A 14664-nucleotide genomic window follows, 5' to 3' on the forward strand; every position below is an offset into this window, starting at 1 on the left:
GATGGATAAAAGAGTCGTATCCGTAAGTTTGGTGGAGGTGTATGTTTTTTGTCTGAATCCAGCGCAAGAACCGAAATGAAAATCAGCTTGCCCGAAAACCTAGTAGCTGAATTGGATGGTGTAGCGATGCGGGAGAAACGAAGCAGAAACGAACTGATATCACAAGCAGTGAGAGCGTATGTCAGCGAACGAACAACTCGTCACAACCGTGATTTGATGAGACGCGGCTATATGGAAATGGCGAAAATCAACCTGAATATTTCTTCTGAGGCTCACTTTGCGGAGTGCGAGGCTGAAACGACAGTTGAGCGCTTAGTCAGCGGAGGATAATCATTTGATTGTGAAACGCGGCGATGTTTATTTTGCTGATTTATCTCCTGTTGTTGGCTCAGAGCAAGGCGGGGTGCGCCCGGTTTTAGTGATCCAAAACGACATCGGAAATCGCTTCAGCCCTACTGCTATTGTTGCAGCCATAACAGCACAAATACAGAAAGCGAAATTACCAACCCACGTCGAAATCGATGCAAAACGCTACGGTTTTGAAAGAGATTCCGTTATTTTGCTGGAGCAAATTCGGACGATTGACAAGCAAAGGTTAACGGATAAGATTACTCATCTGGATGATGAAATGATGGATAAGGTTGATGAAGCCTTACAAATTAGTTTGGCACTCATTGATTTTTAGTAATATTTGCCTGGTTGCTCAAATAGAGCAACTTTTTTTGTTTTCAAAAAACATAAACGATATAATAGTGAAATAACGTAAAAAATATGTTGTTTTTATTGGGAGGTAAGCGAATTTGATGTCGAATCAGACTGTATACCAGTTCATTGCCGAGAATCAAAATGAACTGCTCCAACTGTGGACTGACACACTAAAAGAATTAAGCGAACAAGAGTCATATCAGCTGACTGACCAAGTGTATGAAAATATATCTAAAGAATATATCGACATTCTTCTCTCATCTGTTAAGGATGACAGCGCTGCTGAAAGCCAAATCAGCGAACTGGCGCTTAGAGCCGTTCAAATAGGGCTTTCTTTGAAGTTTTTGGCTACGGCGCTGGCTGAATTCTGGAAGCGTCTCTACACGAAGATGAACGATAAGAGATTGCCAGATCAAGAGAGTACAGAATTAATCTGGCAGATCGACCGCTTCTTCAGCCCGATTAATACAGAAATCTTTAACCAATACTCTATTTCATGGGAAAAAACAGTATCCCTGCAAAAAATCGCGCTGCAGGAGTTATCAGCTCCGCTCATCCCGGTGTTTGAAAATATCACCGTAATGCCGCTTGTCGGAACAATTGATACCGAACGTGCTAAACGAATTATGGAAAATCTTCTTAACGGCGTTGTGAAACACCGTTCCCAAGTCGTGCTGATTGATATTACCGGTGTACCTGTTGTCGATACGATGGTTGCCCATCACATTATTCAGGCGTCTGAAGCGGTAAGGCTTGTCGGAGCGAAATGCCTGCTTGCCGGAATCCGTCCGGAAATTGCTCAGACCATCGTTAACCTTGGGATTGATTTATCCCAAGTTATTACTAAGAATACCCTGCAAAAAGGAATTCAAACAGCATTGGAAATGACGGATCGAAAAATCGTTTCATTGGGGGAATAACATTTTGAGACATCCGAAAATCCCGATCTTGAAACTGTATAATTGCTTATTAGTGTCCATTCAATGGGAACTGGATGACCAAACCGCATTAACCTTTCAAGAAGATTTGTTAAATAAAATATACGAAACAGGTGCCAACGGAGTCGTAATTGACCTGACATCTGTGGACATGATTGATTCATTTATCGCCAAAGTGCTGGGTGACGTCATAACAATGTCTAAGCTAATGGGCGCCAAAGTAGTCTTGACCGGCATTCAGCCCGCTGTGGCAGTGACGCTGATTGAACTCGGAATCGCACTTGAGGAAATCGAAACAGCGCTCGATTTAGAGCAGGGGCTTGAGACATTGAAGCGGGAATTGGGGGAATAGCGAATGAACGACCAATCCTGTGTAAAGATCATGACAGAATGGGATATTGTGGCCGCCAGACAACTGGGACGAAACGTTGCAAAAGAACTGGGTTTCGGCACGGTAGACCAGGCTAGAATTACAACGGCTATTTCAGAATTAGCCAGGAACATTTATTTATATGCTGGCAAAGGCCAGATTGGAATTGAACAGGTCGCTGATAGAGGAAAAAAGGGCCTGAAAATCATAGCGGAAGACCAAGGGCCGGGAATTCCTGATATCCGCAAGGTCATGGAAGACGGATTTTCAACGTCTGGCGGACTCGGAGCGGGACTTCCCGGCGTGAAAAGGCTGATGGATGAATTCAGTTTAAATTCTGTAGCGGGGGAAGGAACAGAGATACAAGCCATTAAATGGCTTCGGTAGGAGGTAAGAAAGTGGATTTTAGGGAGGTTATTGAGCAGCGATATCATCAGCTGCTTAGTCGATATATAGCCGAATTAACAGAAACATCTTTATATCAAGCCCAAAAATTCAGCCGAAAAACAATTGAGCATCAAATTCCTCCGGAAGAAATCATCAGCATTCACCGAAAAGTGCTGAAGGAGCTGTATCCGAATCTCCCGGAAGATGTTTTTCATTCGCTGGATTTTTTAATAGAAGTCATGATTGGATATGGAATGGCTTATCAGGAGCATCAAACCCTCAGGGGGATACAGCAGGAAATCAAATCAGAGATTGAAATCGCGGCAAATGTCCAGCAAACGCTGCTCGGAACAAAGGTTCCGCAGGAAGAAGCGCTGGATATCGGCGCCATCAGTGTGCCCGCCAAACAGATGAGCGGTGATTATTACCACTTTGTCAAAGACAAGGAATCCATTAATATCGCAATTGCGGACGTGATCGGCAAAGGCATTCCAGCGGCTCTTTGTATGTCCATGATTAAATACGCGATGGACTCTTTGCCGGAAACGGGCATACACCCTTCTCAGGTGCTGAAAAATTTGAATCGGGTTGTTGAACAAAATGTGGATGCCAGTATGTTTATTACGATGCTTTATGCCAATTACAATATGGATAAGCATCAATTTACATATGCTTCTGCGGGACATGAACCGGGATTCTATTATTCTCAAAAAGACAATACGTTTTATGATTTAGAGGCCAAAGGACTCGTTCTCGGCATCTCGCAGGATTATGATTACAGACAATTCGACCAGCATCTCGATAAGGGCGATATGATTGTTTTATTTTCTGATGGCGTCACAGAATGCAGAACAGAAAATGGTTTCTTGGAGCGTCCTGATCTGCAAAAGCTTATTGAGGAACATATGTGTCCTTCCGCGCAGGAAATGGTCAAAAATATTTATGACAGCCTCCTCAAATTGCAGGACTTTCAGCTTCATGATGATTTTACGTTAATTGTTTTGCGAAGAAAGGTTTAGCATCAGTTAGCCGCGGGTATAAGACAATTAGTGATTTGAAATTTGAGGTGATACGTAATGAATATAAATGTTGATGTGAAGCAAAACGCGAATGATATACAAGTAAATATTGCAGGAGAAATAGATGTATATTCAGCTCCGGTGCTCAGAGAGAAGCTCGTTCCTCTGGCAGAACAAGGCGCTGATTTAAGAATTTGCCTGAAAGATGTCAGCTACATGGACAGTACCGGACTCGGCGTTTTTGTAGGCATCTTTAAAACAGTCAAAAAGCAAGGCGGTTCGCTGAAACTTGAAAATCTTTCTGAACGGCTGATCCGCTTGTTTGAGATTACAGGCTTAAAGGACATCATTGATATTTCTGCAAAGTCAGAAGGTGGAGTGCAATGAAGAATAACGCAGATTACATCGAAATGAAAGTGCCGGCTCAACCTGAATATGTAGGGATTATTAGGCTGACACTGTCAGGCGTCGCGAGCAGAATGGGCTATACGTATGATGAAATTGAAGACTTGAAAATCGCAGTCAGTGAAGCGTGTACAAACGCAGTTCAGCACGCTTACAAAGAAGATAAAAATGGGGAAGTGTCAATACGATTCGGTGTGTTCGAAGACCGTTTAGAAATCATTGTGGCGGATGAGGGTGACAGCTTTGATTTTGATCAAAAGCAGCAGGATCTAGGGCCGTACACACCTTCACACACAGTTGATCAATTATCAGAAGGAGGGCTCGGTCTATATTTAATGGAAACGCTCATGGATGAAGTCAGAGTGCAAAATCACTCCGGTGTCACCGTAGCGATGACAAAGTATTTAAATGGGGAGCGAGTTGATCATGACACAACCATCAAAAACTACGAAACTAACTAAGGATGAAGTCGATCGGCTCATAAGCGATTACCAAACGAATCAGGATGAACAGGCGCAAGAAACGCTTGTGCGGGTGTATACAAATATGGTTGATATGCTTGCGAAAAAATATTCAAAAGGCAAAAGCTTTCACGAGGATCTCCGGCAGGTCGGCATGATCGGGCTTCTTGGGGCGATTAAGCGATACGATCCTGTCGTCGGCAAATCGTTTGAAGCTTTTGCCATCCCGACAATTATCGGGGAGATTAAACGTTTCCTCAGAGATAAAACGTGGAGCGTTCATGTGCCAAGACGGATTAAAGAACTTGGCCCAAGAATCAAAATGGCGGTTGATCAGCTGACGACTGAAACACAAAGATCACCGAAAGTAGAAGAGATTGCAGAATTCCTCGATGTTTCAGAAGAAGAGGTTCTTGAAACGATGGAAATGGGTAAAAGCTATCAAGCCTTATCCGTTGACCACAGCATCGAAGCGGATGCGGACGGAAGCACCGTCACGATTCTTGATATCGTCGGATCACAGGAGGACGGATATGAGCGAGTCAATCAGCAAATGATGCTGCAAAGTGTGCTTCATGTCCTTTCAGACCGTGAAAAACAAATCATAGACCTTACGTATATTCAAAACAAAAGCCAAAAAGAAACTGGGGACATTCTGGGTATATCTCAAATGCACGTCTCGCGTCTGCAACGCAAAGCTGTGAAGAAGCTCAGAGAGGCCTTGATTGAAGATCCCTCGATGGAGTTAATGTAATGATCCAGGTTGAAGAAAACGAGCATATTCAAACTCTTGTATACCAACTGAATAAAGAAGGCAAATCGATTTGCGGCGACAGCTTTTATATGAAAGCTGATGACAAGGAGTTAATTTGTGCGGTAGCTGACGGACTTGGAAGCGGATCGCTTGCCAACGAATCTTCTGCAGCCATCAAAGACTTAGTGGAATACTATGCGAATGAAGACGTACAAAGCATTATTGAACGCTGTAATCAGGCGATGAAAAACAAAAGAGGCGCTACAGCATCTATCCTGAAAATCAATTTTGACCAAAGGCAGTTTACGTACTGCTCTGTCGGAAACGTACGTTTTATTCTGCATTCCCCGTCTGGTGAAAGCTTTTATCCTCTGCCGATTTCAGGCTATTTATCAGGCAAGCCGCAAAAATACAAAACGCACACAGCCACCTATGAAAAGGGTTCAAAGTTCATTATACATACAGATGGACTCAACGTACCCGATATCCGCTCCCATTTGAAAAAAGGCCAATCGGTAGAAGACATATCGAATTCGCTGAAAATGTATACGACATCGAGAAAAGATGATCTGACCTATATCCTTGGACAGCTGTCCTAGGGATTAACAAAAAGGAGAAGCCGAAATGCAGGCTTCTTTTTTTATGTGTTTTTTTCGGTTTTTGATACACTAGAGAAAGAACGACAAAATTGGAGGCTTTGGTTACATGGAAACGTCAGCCCTTTTAAAACAGCAAATTGCGAAAGAAATCGGTTTGTCACAAAAATACGTTGAAAGTGTTATCCGCCTGCTTGAGGACGGCAACACAGTCCCGTTTATCGCCCGATACCGAAAAGAGCAGACGGGGTCAATGGATGAGGTTCAGATTCAGACGATTTCTGAACGCTGGCAATACATACAAAACCTGAATCAGCGAAAAGAAGAGGTCATCAGGCTCATTGCAGAGCAGGATAAACTGACAGATGACTTAAAGCGAAAAATCGAGCAATCGGTGAAGCTTCAGGAAGTGGAAGACCTTTACCGCCCATATAAACAAAAACGCAAAACAAAGGCGACAGTCGCGAAAAGCAAAGGCCTCGAGCCGCTTGCCGACTATATCCTGACACTTCCGCTAGACAACCGTTTGGCAGAAACCGCCGACCAATACATCAGCGAAGAAAAAGAAGTGTTCACACGGGAAGAAGCGATTGAAGGCGCCAAGCACATTATTGCGGAACAAATCTCAGACGAGCCGAGTTTCAGAAAGTGGATTCGCCAGGAAACTTTTAAAAGAGGAACCATTAAGTCTGCAGCCGGAAAATCAGCAGACACAGACGAGAAAAATGTGTATGAAATGTATTACGAGTATGAAGAGCCAATTGCAAAAGTCGTTCCGCACAGGGTGCTGGCGATGAACCGCGGCGAAAAGGAAGATATTTTAAAGGTATCTATCGAACCGCCAGCGGATCACATTAAGGCGTATTTAGAAAAACAGATCATCAAAAACCGCTCAACGTCCGTAAAAGAAACTTTGCAAGAAACGATTGAAGACAGCTATAAAAGGCTGATTCAGCCGGCGATTGAGCGGGAAATCAGAAAAGAGCTGTCAGAAAAAGCGGATGAGCAGGCCATTCATATTTTCTCTGAAAACTTGAGAAAGCTTCTTCTGCAGCCGCCGATGAAAGGCAAAACCGTTCTCGGTGTTGACCCAGCTTTCCGAACTGGCTGTAAGCTCGCTGTGTCAGATGAGACCGGAAAAGTCTTGGGAATTGATGTCATCTATCCGCATGCACCAGTCAAGAAAACAAAAGAAGCCCACGAAAAAGTCAAAGCAATTCTTGAGCAGCATCAAGTCGAGATGGTGGCGATCGGAAACGGGACGGCATCAAGAGAAACAGAGCAGTTCATCGTCAATGTACTGAAGGACATGCCGCGGAAAATTTATTATGTGATTGTCAATGAAGCGGGAGCAAGCGTATATTCGGCTTCTGAGCTTGCCAGAGAAGAATTCCCTGAGCTTCAGGTTGAAGAGCGCAGTGCCGTATCTATTGCGCGAAGACTTCAAGACCCGCTGGCGGAACTTGTGAAAATCGATCCGAAATCTGTTGGCGTCGGACAGTATCAGCATGACGTCAGCCAAAAACGCTTAAATGAATCTCTGCGGTTCGTTGTCGAAACGGTCGTAAACCAAGTGGGAGTAAACGTCAACACAGCATCCGCCGCGCTGCTTCAATATGTAGCAGGATTATCGAAGTCTGTCGCAGGCAACGTTGTCAAAAAACGTGAGGAAATCGGGAAGTTTTCGAATCGAAAAGAACTGAAGGACATCCCGAGACTCGGTGCGAAAACCTATGAGCAATGTATCGGCTTCTTAAGAGTGCAGGAAGGGACAGAGCCTTTGGACAGAACAGGCATCCACCCGGAAAGCTATAAAGAAACAAAAGCTCTATTGAAAAAGCTCGGTCTTTCAACGGAGCAAATCGGCACGGCGGAATTAAAGGATAAAATCAATCAGCTGGCGCTCTCTGAAACGGCACAAGAGCTGGGAATCGGAGAAATCACCCTGAAAGATATTTGTGAACAACTGACAAGGCCGGAGCGGGATCCCCGCGATGAGGTGCCTAAGCCGTTACTGAAAACAGACGTCCTTCAGCTGGAAGATTTGAAAGAGGGAATGGAACTCCAGGGCACCGTGCGCAATGTTGTGGACTTCGGAGCGTTTGTTGATATCGGAGTCAAACAAGACGGGCTTGTGCATATCTCAAAACTCAGCAATCAATTCGTCAAGCATCCTCTTGATGTCGTATCCGTCGGCGATATTGTGACGGCTTGGGTTGACGGCGTAGATGTACAAAAGGGCAGAGTATCGCTGTCTATGGTAAAATAAAAGCACTGCTTACGAGCAGTGTTTTTTCCTATAGAAATACCAGCATTGATTCAGGAGTTTAATTTGGTAATTATCTTTTTCAAGGAACGCTTTTTGCATCTGTTTTTTAAGCCAATTTGGCATAGGCTCATTCCTCCTCAGCTTTTATCATAAGAGGGACGGTGATTACCATATTGTATGCGAACGGTGAATTGTCCCGTTCAATGTTTTTTAAGTGAGGTGCGCCATGGATAACAAAGAGCTTCAAAAGCTGACAGAGGATATTTCTGAAACGTATTTTAAAAAGCCGTTCCGCCACCAGGCGCTTTTTAATGACAGGCTTAAAACGACGGGCGGAAGGTACCTGTTAACCTCCCATAACATTGAATTGAACAGAAAATATTTGATTGAACACGGCAGGGAGGAACTGATCGGCATCATCAAGCATGAGCTCTGCCATTATCATCTTCACCTTGAAGGAAAAGGGTACAAGCACAGGGACAGAGATTTTCGAGGGCTGTTGCAGCAGGTCAACGCGCCAAGGTTCTGTACACCCCTTAAGAAAAAAACAGAAAACAAAAAAACTTATATGTATATCTGTACGGCGTGTGGCCAACAGTATATAAAGAAGCGTGCCATGAACCCTGACAGATACAGGTGCGGAAAATGCCGCGGAAAAATAAAAAGAATTTTTTCGTAAAAAAGGTTGACGAATATGGCAAGCCTATGTTACATTATAAAAGTCGTCACGAGAGATAAATAAAAACATTTACCTCTTGACACTAAAAATCAAGGCTGATATAATAAGTCTTGTCTCATTATTCCACAGTAGCTCAGTGGTAGAGCTATCGGCTGTTAACCGATCGGTCGCAGGTTCGAATCCTGCCTGTGGAGCCATATGGAGAAGTACTCAAGTGGCTGAAGAGGCGCCCCTGCTAAGGGTGTAGGTCGCGTAAGCGGCGCGAGGGTTCAAATCCCTCCTTCTCCGCCATAAGATTTCGATATAAGTTCTCAACCATCGGCCCGTTGGTCAAGCGGTTAAGACACCGCCCTTTCACGGCGGTAACACGGGTTCGAATCCCGTACGGGTCATTCCATTTCGTTGGGCTATAGCCAAGCGGTAAGGCAACGGACTTTGACTCCGTCATGCGTTGGTTCGAATCCAGCTAGCCCAGCCATTTTTATTTTTTGAAATCTAATAGTAAGAGCCATTAGCTCAGTTGGTAGAGCATCTGACTTTTAATCAGAGGGTCGAAGGTTCGAGTCCTTCATGGCTCACCATTGTGTCTTATGCGGGTGTGGCGGAATTGGCAGACGCGCTAGACTTAGGATCTAGTGTCTTTACGGCGTGGGGGTTCGAGTCCCTTCACCCGCACTTTATTTACAAAGTGCACGCAAATTGGTTTTACTAGGTTAAGAGCCTGATAAGCCAGCACAAACACAATTTAATGATCACGCGGTCGTGGCGGAATGGCAGACGCGCTAGGTTGAGGGCCTAGTGGGTGAATAACCCGTGGAGGTTCAAGTCCTCTCGGCCGCATCAATGATACCAAGGGTTGTAGACCCCTGGTATTTTTTTATGCTCTCTTTTATTTTTAAGGTTTACTCCTTTTTACTCCACTTGTTAGAATAATTCATCCAGCTTATCAGCAGTTTCTTTTTGTTTATTAGGAAAGAGATGACCATAAACATCGATTGTTGTTTTGATTGAAGCATGTCCTAGTCGTTCCTTTATTGTGATGTAATCTTCTCTTTGATGAATTAACAATGCGACATGTGAATGTCTCAGATCATGAAGGCGGATCGGTTCTACTTCTCCTCGATTACAAATTGTTTTGATTTTTCGGCTAAAGATGTCTTTATTGGCTGGGCTCTCTTTGTACTGGAAAATAAAAGTGTTGTCTGATGATGATACTTGAAGTTTTTCTAATATGTCTTGTTGTTTTTCTTTCCAGTCCAGTAACATTTCAAATAATTTTGTATTAATACTGATCCGTCTATTAGAGTTTTTGGTCTTTGGTGGAGTGATTTTATATTCACCTTTAATAAATGATAGTGACTTATACACATTTATTTCTTTTCTTACGTTATCAATATCATTCCAAGTCAAAGCGAGTAGTTCTCCACATCTCATTCCCGTGAAATAAGCAACAGTGTAGAATACTTTAAAAAGCTGCTCTTCATTTTCATCTATTAATTTTACAAATGCTTTAAATTGCTCAGGTGTCCAAAATTTCATTTGTTTTTTAGGTATTGAAAGATTAGGTACTCCATCGCATGGATTTACATCAATAATTTTTTCATTAATTGCGGTATCAAATAACTTTTTTAATATGATCATTATGTTGTTAACAGTTTTGTTAGATAAGCCTGTATCAATCAATTGTTTCTGGAAAAGTCTTATTTCTGTATGGGTAAGCTTCTTGATATTACTATTTATAAAGTGAGGAGTAATATGTTTATCAATTGTGTATAACTGAATCTGATAATAGTTAGGTTTGTTGTGAAGTTTACAATTTTCCAAGTATATATCTTTCACTTCGTTAAAACTTAAGTTTCTTTGACTTGGTTGTAAGCCAGAATTGTATTTATGCTTGAGCGCAATATACAATTCTTCTGCCTCTTTTTTTGTTTTTGCCATTCTTGTTTTTCTTCTGCGCCTTCCTGTAACTGGATCTACACCGACGCTTATATCTACTTTGTATGATCCATTCTTCAGCTTTTTGATTGGCATGATGTCAACTCCTATCCAAATGCCCCGACTTTGCTGTTCAAATTTAATATGTAATCCGTTGTATTTTTAAATTGAGAAATTTTTTGTTCCGCAACAAATAAAGGCACCTTAAAATAAGATGCCACATTTTCTTTGGTGAGATCTCTTATGATGGGGAGGGCATCTAACAGCATTTTATCTGTTAGAATTAACTCGGTTGCAAATATGTTTGCCTGTTGTTCCAATTTATCTTTCAATATGACGGAACAGTTTGACAATTTAAAGGTGTTTAGGTTTTTATGCAAAAAGTAATGTCCAATTTCGTGTGCAATAATATAGGACTTATTTTTATGAGAATTATTAACATGAATGAGGTAATGGTCTTCTTCTTCGTAATACTGAAGAAAACCATTTACTTTACCTAAATGACTATAAAGCACTGAGATATTAAATATGTTACAAATTTTAAAAGGATCATTTGTTTTATGACTTTTAATGATTTTTTGTACCTTATGTTTTATGAATTTATTAGTGTAAATTTTTCATCACTCTTTCTTTTTAAGTTCATCAACAAATTTTATCCCATTCTTTAATGCCTTTTTTATTAGTTCTGCTGTTTCCTCATCGATTTCTCCATCATTCATGAAATGGAGGGTATTTTCATTTTTGAGATCTTGCAACACCTCATTGAATGCCTGATCCAATTTAGAATCACTGTCTTTCGAAAGATTTTTGTCCAATAAATAGTCAATGGAGACATTATAAATATCACTTAATTGTTTTAGCATTTTTGTATCGGGGTCTCTATAATCTCGCTCATAATTTGATAATACTGATTTTGTTACTCCTAATTTTTCAGCTGCTTCTTTCTGAGATAATCCAGTTTTAATTCTTGCTTCTCTTAAACGTTTGCCTAAAGTCATTTTTCTCATCCATTCCACGAAAAGTTGATTATGAAATAATATTATCACCATTTGTTTACTAATTCATTACAGGTCACGAAATGTTTACCCCGATTAATCAGTAAAAAAAGAAAAAGTTCATAAAAGACCTTGTTCACGTTGTGTTTACTTATGTTATGTGTTTTGATAAATTTGATCACGAAATGTTATTTTTAGTCTTGACGTTCACGTATCGTGATCATATAATGTAATTGTAGCCACGAAAAGTTGATTATCTTATAGGGAGGTGATTTCTTGAAAGAATTTTTAACTGCTAAGGATATTCAAAATATTCTAGGAGTTAAACAAGCAAAGTCATACGAGATCATTAGAGTTTTAAACGCTGAAATGAAGAATGATGGTTACATGGTTATTCAGGGCAAAGTGAATAGGGCTAAATTTGAAGAGCGCTATTGTTATAAAAAGCAGGAGAGCAAAACGGGGTGATTTATATAAACACTGAAATAACAAACTCGTTTATGAAAGAAGCTGTTCCGTTGGCCAGACAAATGGAAGGGGATTGGATAGCACGAATGAAAATTGCTCTGAATTCAGTCATCATCAATCATTATTTAAACCTTCCCTTAACAATTGAAAATGTTAATGAATTACTGCGAAAAGGCGTTTCGTATCGAAGGATATGTAAACATTACGAAATCGGAAGAAAAGACATTGAAAAGCTGCGGCAATCATCCATAGTGTGACGTTATATACCACTATAGGGAGCCGTTAAGAATCTTTGAAAGGAGGGATGCGATGAAAATAAGGGTGAATGCAACAATCATCACTGATGTTGAAGCTTTAAAGGCTGATAAGGATTTAAACCATTTTAAAGATTATGCCACTTGTGAAACATTCATTGTTGATGCTGATAATTATTTGAAGGCTAATGAGGAAGTATCTGAGCTGTTAAAAGGCTGGAATTGGTGGTGTATCTGGTCTACTCGTCCATTGAGTAAGAAGGATAACCAAGTGTTTACTTTGTATAACGATGATCTGTATAACTTATGTCGCTAGGAGTGTTTGTTCCTTGAAAACTACATATAGACAAAAAAAGCGCCTTGACGAATGATCATCAAGAACGCCGTGTAAAGATTAGACACCTTTATTATACGGCACTTTTATAAAAATGTCATGCGTGAGTATTTGAGTGATGAACAGCAATCACTTTAAATGCTGTAGCAGGCTAGAATAAGCGTGCGGAATAGCTGTAGTCAGCTTGATGGCTATAATTAGCCTACTAGGTTGCCATGAGGGCATAACGCCGTTAGCAACTGATAAGCGCCAAGATGGATACAGAACCGGAGCGAATCCAAAAAAATAAACTAGAAATTTAATGATCTTTTGAAAATAAATAATAAAAAATGAAATGGGGATATGAAATATGAACTTAAACTTTATTGTACCGGATATCAATATGACTTTTGGTGAACTGAAATTTTTAGGTTTAAACCGTGAGCGCTATGCCTATGTAGATGGTAAAAGAACAGATACATTGGAATCAAGGATATATAATTTAGGATCTAGTGTACAAGGCGGGCAGATTGAAGTGACAATTCCTGCTTATGTTGATTTAAAGGAATTTGATTTCTTTAAGGATGTTGAATTGAAAAACCCAAAAATTATGGCTTCTGCTAGAGCAAACGGGAACTTTGCTAATGTAAACTGGACTGTCGAAGCAGAAGACTTGGTATTAAAAGGCGCAGGGTCTGCTGTATCCTCTAAACCTGCCGCGGCAACTGGTGCGAATGAAAAGAAATGACATGATGCTCTCAAATCGGCAGGCGGGTGATATATATGAGTGATTTCTTAAACAAAAGATTTTGGAAATACAGGGGCAAACGAATCCGCCCGTACATGAGAAATAACGTAAAATTAGCAGGCGCAATTATCTTTGTGCCTGTTTTTTTATTGTCTATGTTGATCTTTTGGAGAGAACAACTGGTTCATTTTGATCTTAACCGTGTTATAAAACATTTTGAGTGGAATGTACCTTTAATCATTAAAAGTGTTTTAGGCTCTCTGTTAATTGCTGTTGGAAGTATAGTTGCATCTTACTTTCTTTTCTTTGACAGCTATAAGAAAATCCTTCACAGGCAAAAGCTTGCAAAAATGATTTTCTCGAATAAGTTTTACGAAAGAGATAATGTGAAAGTAAGAAAACTCTTTTCGAATGAAACTGACACAAGAGAAAAGATCACATACTTTCCTAGAATGTATTACCAGGTTAAAAACAATCACATTTATATTCGTATTGCTATGGACATGAGCCGTTTTCAGAATCGCTTCCTAGACTTAGGAAAGGATTTGGAAAACGGCTTATTTTGTGACTTGGTTGATAAGCAAATGGAAGAAGGTTTTGTTTGCTTTAAGCTTCTTTATGATGTGAAAAAGAATCGTATTTCCATTGATGATGCAGTAGCTGAGAATGGAGTCCTTCCGTTAATGAAGCATATTTCATGGCAATTTGATAAGTTGCCGCACATGTTAATTTCTGGCGGTACAGGTGGAGGAAAAACATATTACATGCTAACGATTATCAAGGCGTGTGTTGGACTTGGGGCAGATGTAAGAATATTGGACCCTAAGAATGCAGATTTAGCAGACTTGGAAGAAGTGCTTCCGAAAAAGGTATATTCCCAAAAGAACGGCATTCTCATGTGCCTAAGAAAGTCTGTAGATGGCATGATGGAACGAATGGATGAAATGAAACAGATGCCCAACTATAAGACAGGTGAAAACTATGCCTATTTAGGCTTAAAGCCTGTGTTTATCTTCTTTGATGAATATGTGGCGTTTATGGATTTTTTAGATATGAAAGAAAGAAATGAAACCCTTTCTTACATGAAACAGTTGGTCATGTTGGGAAGACAGGCGGGATATTTTCTTGTTTTGGGGGCACAACGTCCAGATGCAAAATATTTGGCTGATGGTATTCGTGATCAGTTTAGCTTCCGTGTGTCATTAGGTTTAATGTCCGAGACTGGATACGGAATGATGTTTGGCGATGTTGATAAGGCATTTGTTAATAAAAAAGAAACTGGACGAGGCTATGCCAATGTTGGCACAGGTTCAGTGTTGGAATTTTACAGCCCTATCGTGCCCAAAGGATATGATTTTATGTCAT

At 40.7% G+C, this 14664-nt stretch carries 22 protein-coding genes and 7 tRNA genes; 25 read left to right on the forward strand and 4 right to left on the reverse strand.

The window, feature by feature from the left end; all coding sequences use genetic code 11:
* The first annotated feature begins 48 nt into the window (after nt 1-48).
* From endB to MOF34_RS04830, 11 genes are all read left to right on the forward strand, one after another.
* On the forward strand, nt 49-330 hold the full coding sequence (gene endB, locus MOF34_RS04780) for a type II toxin-antitoxin system antitoxin EndoAI (RefSeq protein WP_003225183.1): 282 nt from the start codon (nt 49-51) through the stop codon (nt 328-330).
* 4 nt (nt 331-334) lie between these two features.
* The gene (gene ndoA / locus MOF34_RS04785) at nt 335-685 is read left to right on the forward strand and encodes a type II toxin-antitoxin system endoribonuclease NdoA (RefSeq protein ID WP_003156187.1); all 351 of its coding nucleotides are present in this window, start codon (nt 335-337) and stop codon (nt 683-685) included.
* Between the two features lie 115 nt (nt 686-800).
* On the forward strand, nt 801-1625 hold the full coding sequence (gene rsbRA, locus MOF34_RS04790) for an RsbT co-antagonist protein RsbRA (RefSeq protein ID WP_003240350.1): 825 nt from the start codon (nt 801-803) through the stop codon (nt 1623-1625).
* Nucleotides 1626-1629: 4 nt separating this feature from the next.
* Nucleotides 1630-1995, forward strand: coding sequence for an RsbT antagonist protein RsbS (gene rsbS / locus MOF34_RS04795; protein ID WP_003225190.1), 366 nt, complete (start codon nt 1630-1632; stop codon nt 1993-1995).
* 3 nt (nt 1996-1998) lie between these two features.
* Nucleotides 1999-2400: a serine/threonine-protein kinase RsbT gene (gene rsbT / locus MOF34_RS04800; RefSeq protein WP_003225192.1), complete on the forward strand. Its 402-nt coding sequence runs from the start codon at nt 1999-2001 to the stop codon at nt 2398-2400.
* An 11-nt stretch (nt 2401-2411) separates the two neighbouring features.
* Nucleotides 2412-3419 carry a phosphoserine phosphatase RsbU gene (rsbU, locus tag MOF34_RS04805; RefSeq protein ID WP_268398825.1) on the forward strand — a complete coding sequence of 336 codons (1008 nt, stop codon included), beginning with the start codon at nt 2412-2414 and terminating at the stop codon, nt 3417-3419.
* A gap of 57 nt (nt 3420-3476) precedes the next feature.
* Nucleotides 3477-3806, forward strand: a complete 330-nt coding sequence (gene rsbV / locus MOF34_RS04810) for an anti-sigma factor antagonist RsbV (RefSeq protein ID WP_268398826.1) — start codon at nt 3477-3479, stop codon at nt 3804-3806.
* A complete protein-coding gene (rsbW, locus tag MOF34_RS04815; protein WP_003225198.1) occupies nt 3803-4285 on the forward strand; it encodes an anti-sigma B factor RsbW in 483 nt (160 codons plus the stop codon). Before rsbV ends, rsbW begins: the two co-directional genes overlap by 4 nt.
* Complete coding sequence (gene sigB, locus MOF34_RS04820) at nt 4251-5039, forward strand: RNA polymerase sigma factor SigB (RefSeq protein ID WP_019713396.1); 789 nt, start codon at nt 4251-4253, stop codon at nt 5037-5039. Before rsbW ends, sigB begins: the two co-directional genes overlap by 35 nt.
* Nucleotides 5039-5638, forward strand: coding sequence for a phosphoserine phosphatase RsbX (gene rsbX, locus MOF34_RS04825; RefSeq protein ID WP_019713397.1), 600 nt, complete (start codon nt 5039-5041; stop codon nt 5636-5638). Before sigB ends, rsbX begins: the two co-directional genes overlap by 1 nt.
* A gap of 106 nt (nt 5639-5744) precedes the next feature.
* Nucleotides 5745-7904, forward strand: a complete 2160-nt coding sequence (locus MOF34_RS04830) for a Tex family protein (RefSeq protein WP_268398828.1) — start codon at nt 5745-5747, stop codon at nt 7902-7904.
* Nucleotides 7905-7913: 9 nt separating this feature from the next.
* Here the strand turns inward: MOF34_RS04830 and cmpA are convergent, their stop codons facing one another.
* Nucleotides 7914-8027, reverse strand: coding sequence for a cortex morphogenetic protein CmpA (gene cmpA, locus MOF34_RS04835; protein ID WP_003225207.1), 114 nt, complete (start codon nt 8025-8027; stop codon nt 7914-7916).
* Between the two features lie 103 nt (nt 8028-8130).
* Here cmpA and MOF34_RS04840 point away from each other — a divergent pair, with 103 nt between their 5' ends.
* The 8 genes from MOF34_RS04840 to MOF34_RS04875 all read left to right on the forward strand — a co-directional run bounded on the left by MOF34_RS04840 (nt 8131) and on the right by MOF34_RS04875 (nt 9423).
* Nucleotides 8131-8583, forward strand: a complete 453-nt coding sequence (locus MOF34_RS04840) for a SprT family protein (RefSeq protein WP_268398830.1) — start codon at nt 8131-8133, stop codon at nt 8581-8583.
* A 122-nt stretch (nt 8584-8705) separates the two neighbouring features.
* Nucleotides 8706-8780, forward strand: a tRNA-Asn gene (locus MOF34_RS04845).
* A 3-nt stretch (nt 8781-8783) separates the two neighbouring features.
* A tRNA-Ser gene (locus MOF34_RS04850) sits at nt 8784-8874 on the forward strand.
* Between the two features lie 29 nt (nt 8875-8903).
* A tRNA-Glu gene (locus MOF34_RS04855) sits at nt 8904-8975 on the forward strand.
* An 11-nt stretch (nt 8976-8986) separates the two neighbouring features.
* Nucleotides 8987-9061 (forward strand) — tRNA-Gln (locus tag MOF34_RS04860).
* Nucleotides 9062-9088: 27 nt separating this feature from the next.
* Nucleotides 9089-9164 (forward strand) — tRNA-Lys (locus tag MOF34_RS04865).
* 11 nt (nt 9165-9175) lie between these two features.
* Nucleotides 9176-9258: transfer RNA gene (locus MOF34_RS04870), tRNA-Leu, on the forward strand.
* Nucleotides 9259-9339: 81 nt separating this feature from the next.
* Nucleotides 9340-9423 (forward strand) — tRNA-Leu (locus MOF34_RS04875).
* A gap of 84 nt (nt 9424-9507) precedes the next feature.
* Here the strand turns inward: MOF34_RS04875 and MOF34_RS04880 are convergent.
* Genes MOF34_RS04880 through MOF34_RS04890 form a run of 3 tightly spaced genes read right to left on the reverse strand, consistent with a single transcriptional unit; the run spans nt 9508 to nt 11519 of the window.
* Nucleotides 9508-10617: a tyrosine-type recombinase/integrase gene (locus MOF34_RS04880; protein ID WP_268398831.1), complete on the reverse strand. Its 1110-nt coding sequence runs from the start codon at nt 10615-10617 to the stop codon at nt 9508-9510.
* Nucleotides 10618-10628: 11 nt separating this feature from the next.
* Nucleotides 10629-11135 carry an ImmA/IrrE family metallo-endopeptidase gene (locus MOF34_RS04885; RefSeq protein WP_026014580.1) on the reverse strand — a complete coding sequence of 169 codons (507 nt, stop codon included), beginning with the start codon at nt 11133-11135 and terminating at the stop codon, nt 10629-10631.
* 6 nt (nt 11136-11141) lie between these two features.
* The gene (locus MOF34_RS04890; RefSeq protein ID WP_010331241.1) at nt 11142-11519 is read right to left on the reverse strand and encodes a helix-turn-helix domain-containing protein; all 378 of its coding nucleotides are present in this window, start codon (nt 11517-11519) and stop codon (nt 11142-11144) included.
* A gap of 273 nt (nt 11520-11792) precedes the next feature.
* On the opposite strand from MOF34_RS04890, the gene xis reads away from it, so the two are divergent.
* From xis to MOF34_RS04920, 6 genes are all read left to right on the forward strand, one after another.
* Nucleotides 11793-11984 (forward strand): ICEBs1 excisionase, encoded by a 192-nt coding sequence (gene xis, locus MOF34_RS04895; RefSeq protein ID WP_010331240.1) that lies wholly within the window; start codon nt 11793-11795, stop codon nt 11982-11984.
* Complete coding sequence (locus MOF34_RS04900) at nt 11981-12241, forward strand: hypothetical protein (RefSeq protein WP_268398833.1); 261 nt, start codon at nt 11981-11983, stop codon at nt 12239-12241. The genes xis and MOF34_RS04900 overlap by 4 nt, the downstream gene beginning before the upstream one ends.
* Before the next feature lie 52 nt (nt 12242-12293).
* Nucleotides 12294-12554 (forward strand): hypothetical protein, encoded by a 261-nt coding sequence (locus MOF34_RS04905; RefSeq protein WP_010331236.1) that lies wholly within the window; start codon nt 12294-12296, stop codon nt 12552-12554.
* 202 nt (nt 12555-12756) lie between these two features.
* Nucleotides 12757-12861, forward strand: coding sequence for a hypothetical protein (locus MOF34_RS04910; protein WP_128568270.1), 105 nt, complete (start codon nt 12757-12759; stop codon nt 12859-12861).
* A gap of 60 nt (nt 12862-12921) precedes the next feature.
* Nucleotides 12922-13299 (forward strand): YdcP family protein, encoded by a 378-nt coding sequence (locus MOF34_RS04915; RefSeq protein WP_268398835.1) that lies wholly within the window; start codon nt 12922-12924, stop codon nt 13297-13299.
* A 35-nt stretch (nt 13300-13334) separates the two neighbouring features.
* Nucleotides 13335-14664 (forward strand): ATP-binding protein (locus MOF34_RS04920; RefSeq protein WP_268398837.1); only part of this gene is annotated, 1330 nt, incomplete at its 3' end.

Source organism: Bacillus sp. T17B1 (assembly GCF_026796395.1).
In the GTDB taxonomy this organism is placed as follows: Bacteria; Bacillota; Bacilli; order Bacillales; family Bacillaceae; genus Bacillus; species Bacillus spizizenii_A.

Coding starts and splice junctions, on each gene's coding strand:
- rsbW (WP_003225198.1), top strand. CDS start 3,803: ATGAAGAATAACGCAGATTACATCGAAATGAAAGTGCCGGCTCAACCT.
- rsbV (WP_268398826.1), top strand. CDS start 3,477: ATGAATATAAATGTTGATGTGAAGCAAAACGCGAATGATATACAAGTA.
- MOF34_RS04840 (WP_268398830.1), top strand. CDS start 8,131: ATGGATAACAAAGAGCTTCAAAAGCTGACAGAGGATATTTCTGAAACG.
- MOF34_RS04890 (WP_010331241.1), bottom strand. CDS start 11,519: ATGACTTTAGGCAAACGTTTAAGAGAAGCAAGAATTAAAACTGGATTA.
- MOF34_RS04905 (WP_010331236.1), top strand. CDS start 12,294: ATGAAAATAAGGGTGAATGCAACAATCATCACTGATGTTGAAGCTTTA.
- MOF34_RS04880 (WP_268398831.1), bottom strand. CDS start 10,617: ATGCCAATCAAAAAGCTGAAGAATGGATCATACAAAGTAGATATAAGC.
- sigB (WP_019713396.1), top strand. CDS start 4,251: ATGACACAACCATCAAAAACTACGAAACTAACTAAGGATGAAGTCGAT.
- MOF34_RS04830 (WP_268398828.1), top strand. CDS start 5,745: ATGGAAACGTCAGCCCTTTTAAAACAGCAAATTGCGAAAGAAATCGGT.
- rsbX (WP_019713397.1), top strand. CDS start 5,039: ATGATCCAGGTTGAAGAAAACGAGCATATTCAAACTCTTGTATACCAA.
- rsbT (WP_003225192.1), top strand. CDS start 1,999: ATGAACGACCAATCCTGTGTAAAGATCATGACAGAATGGGATATTGTG.
- MOF34_RS04915 (WP_268398835.1), top strand. CDS start 12,922: ATGAACTTAAACTTTATTGTACCGGATATCAATATGACTTTTGGTGAA.
- cmpA (WP_003225207.1), bottom strand. CDS start 8,027: ATGCCAAATTGGCTTAAAAAACAGATGCAAAAAGCGTTCCTTGAAAAA.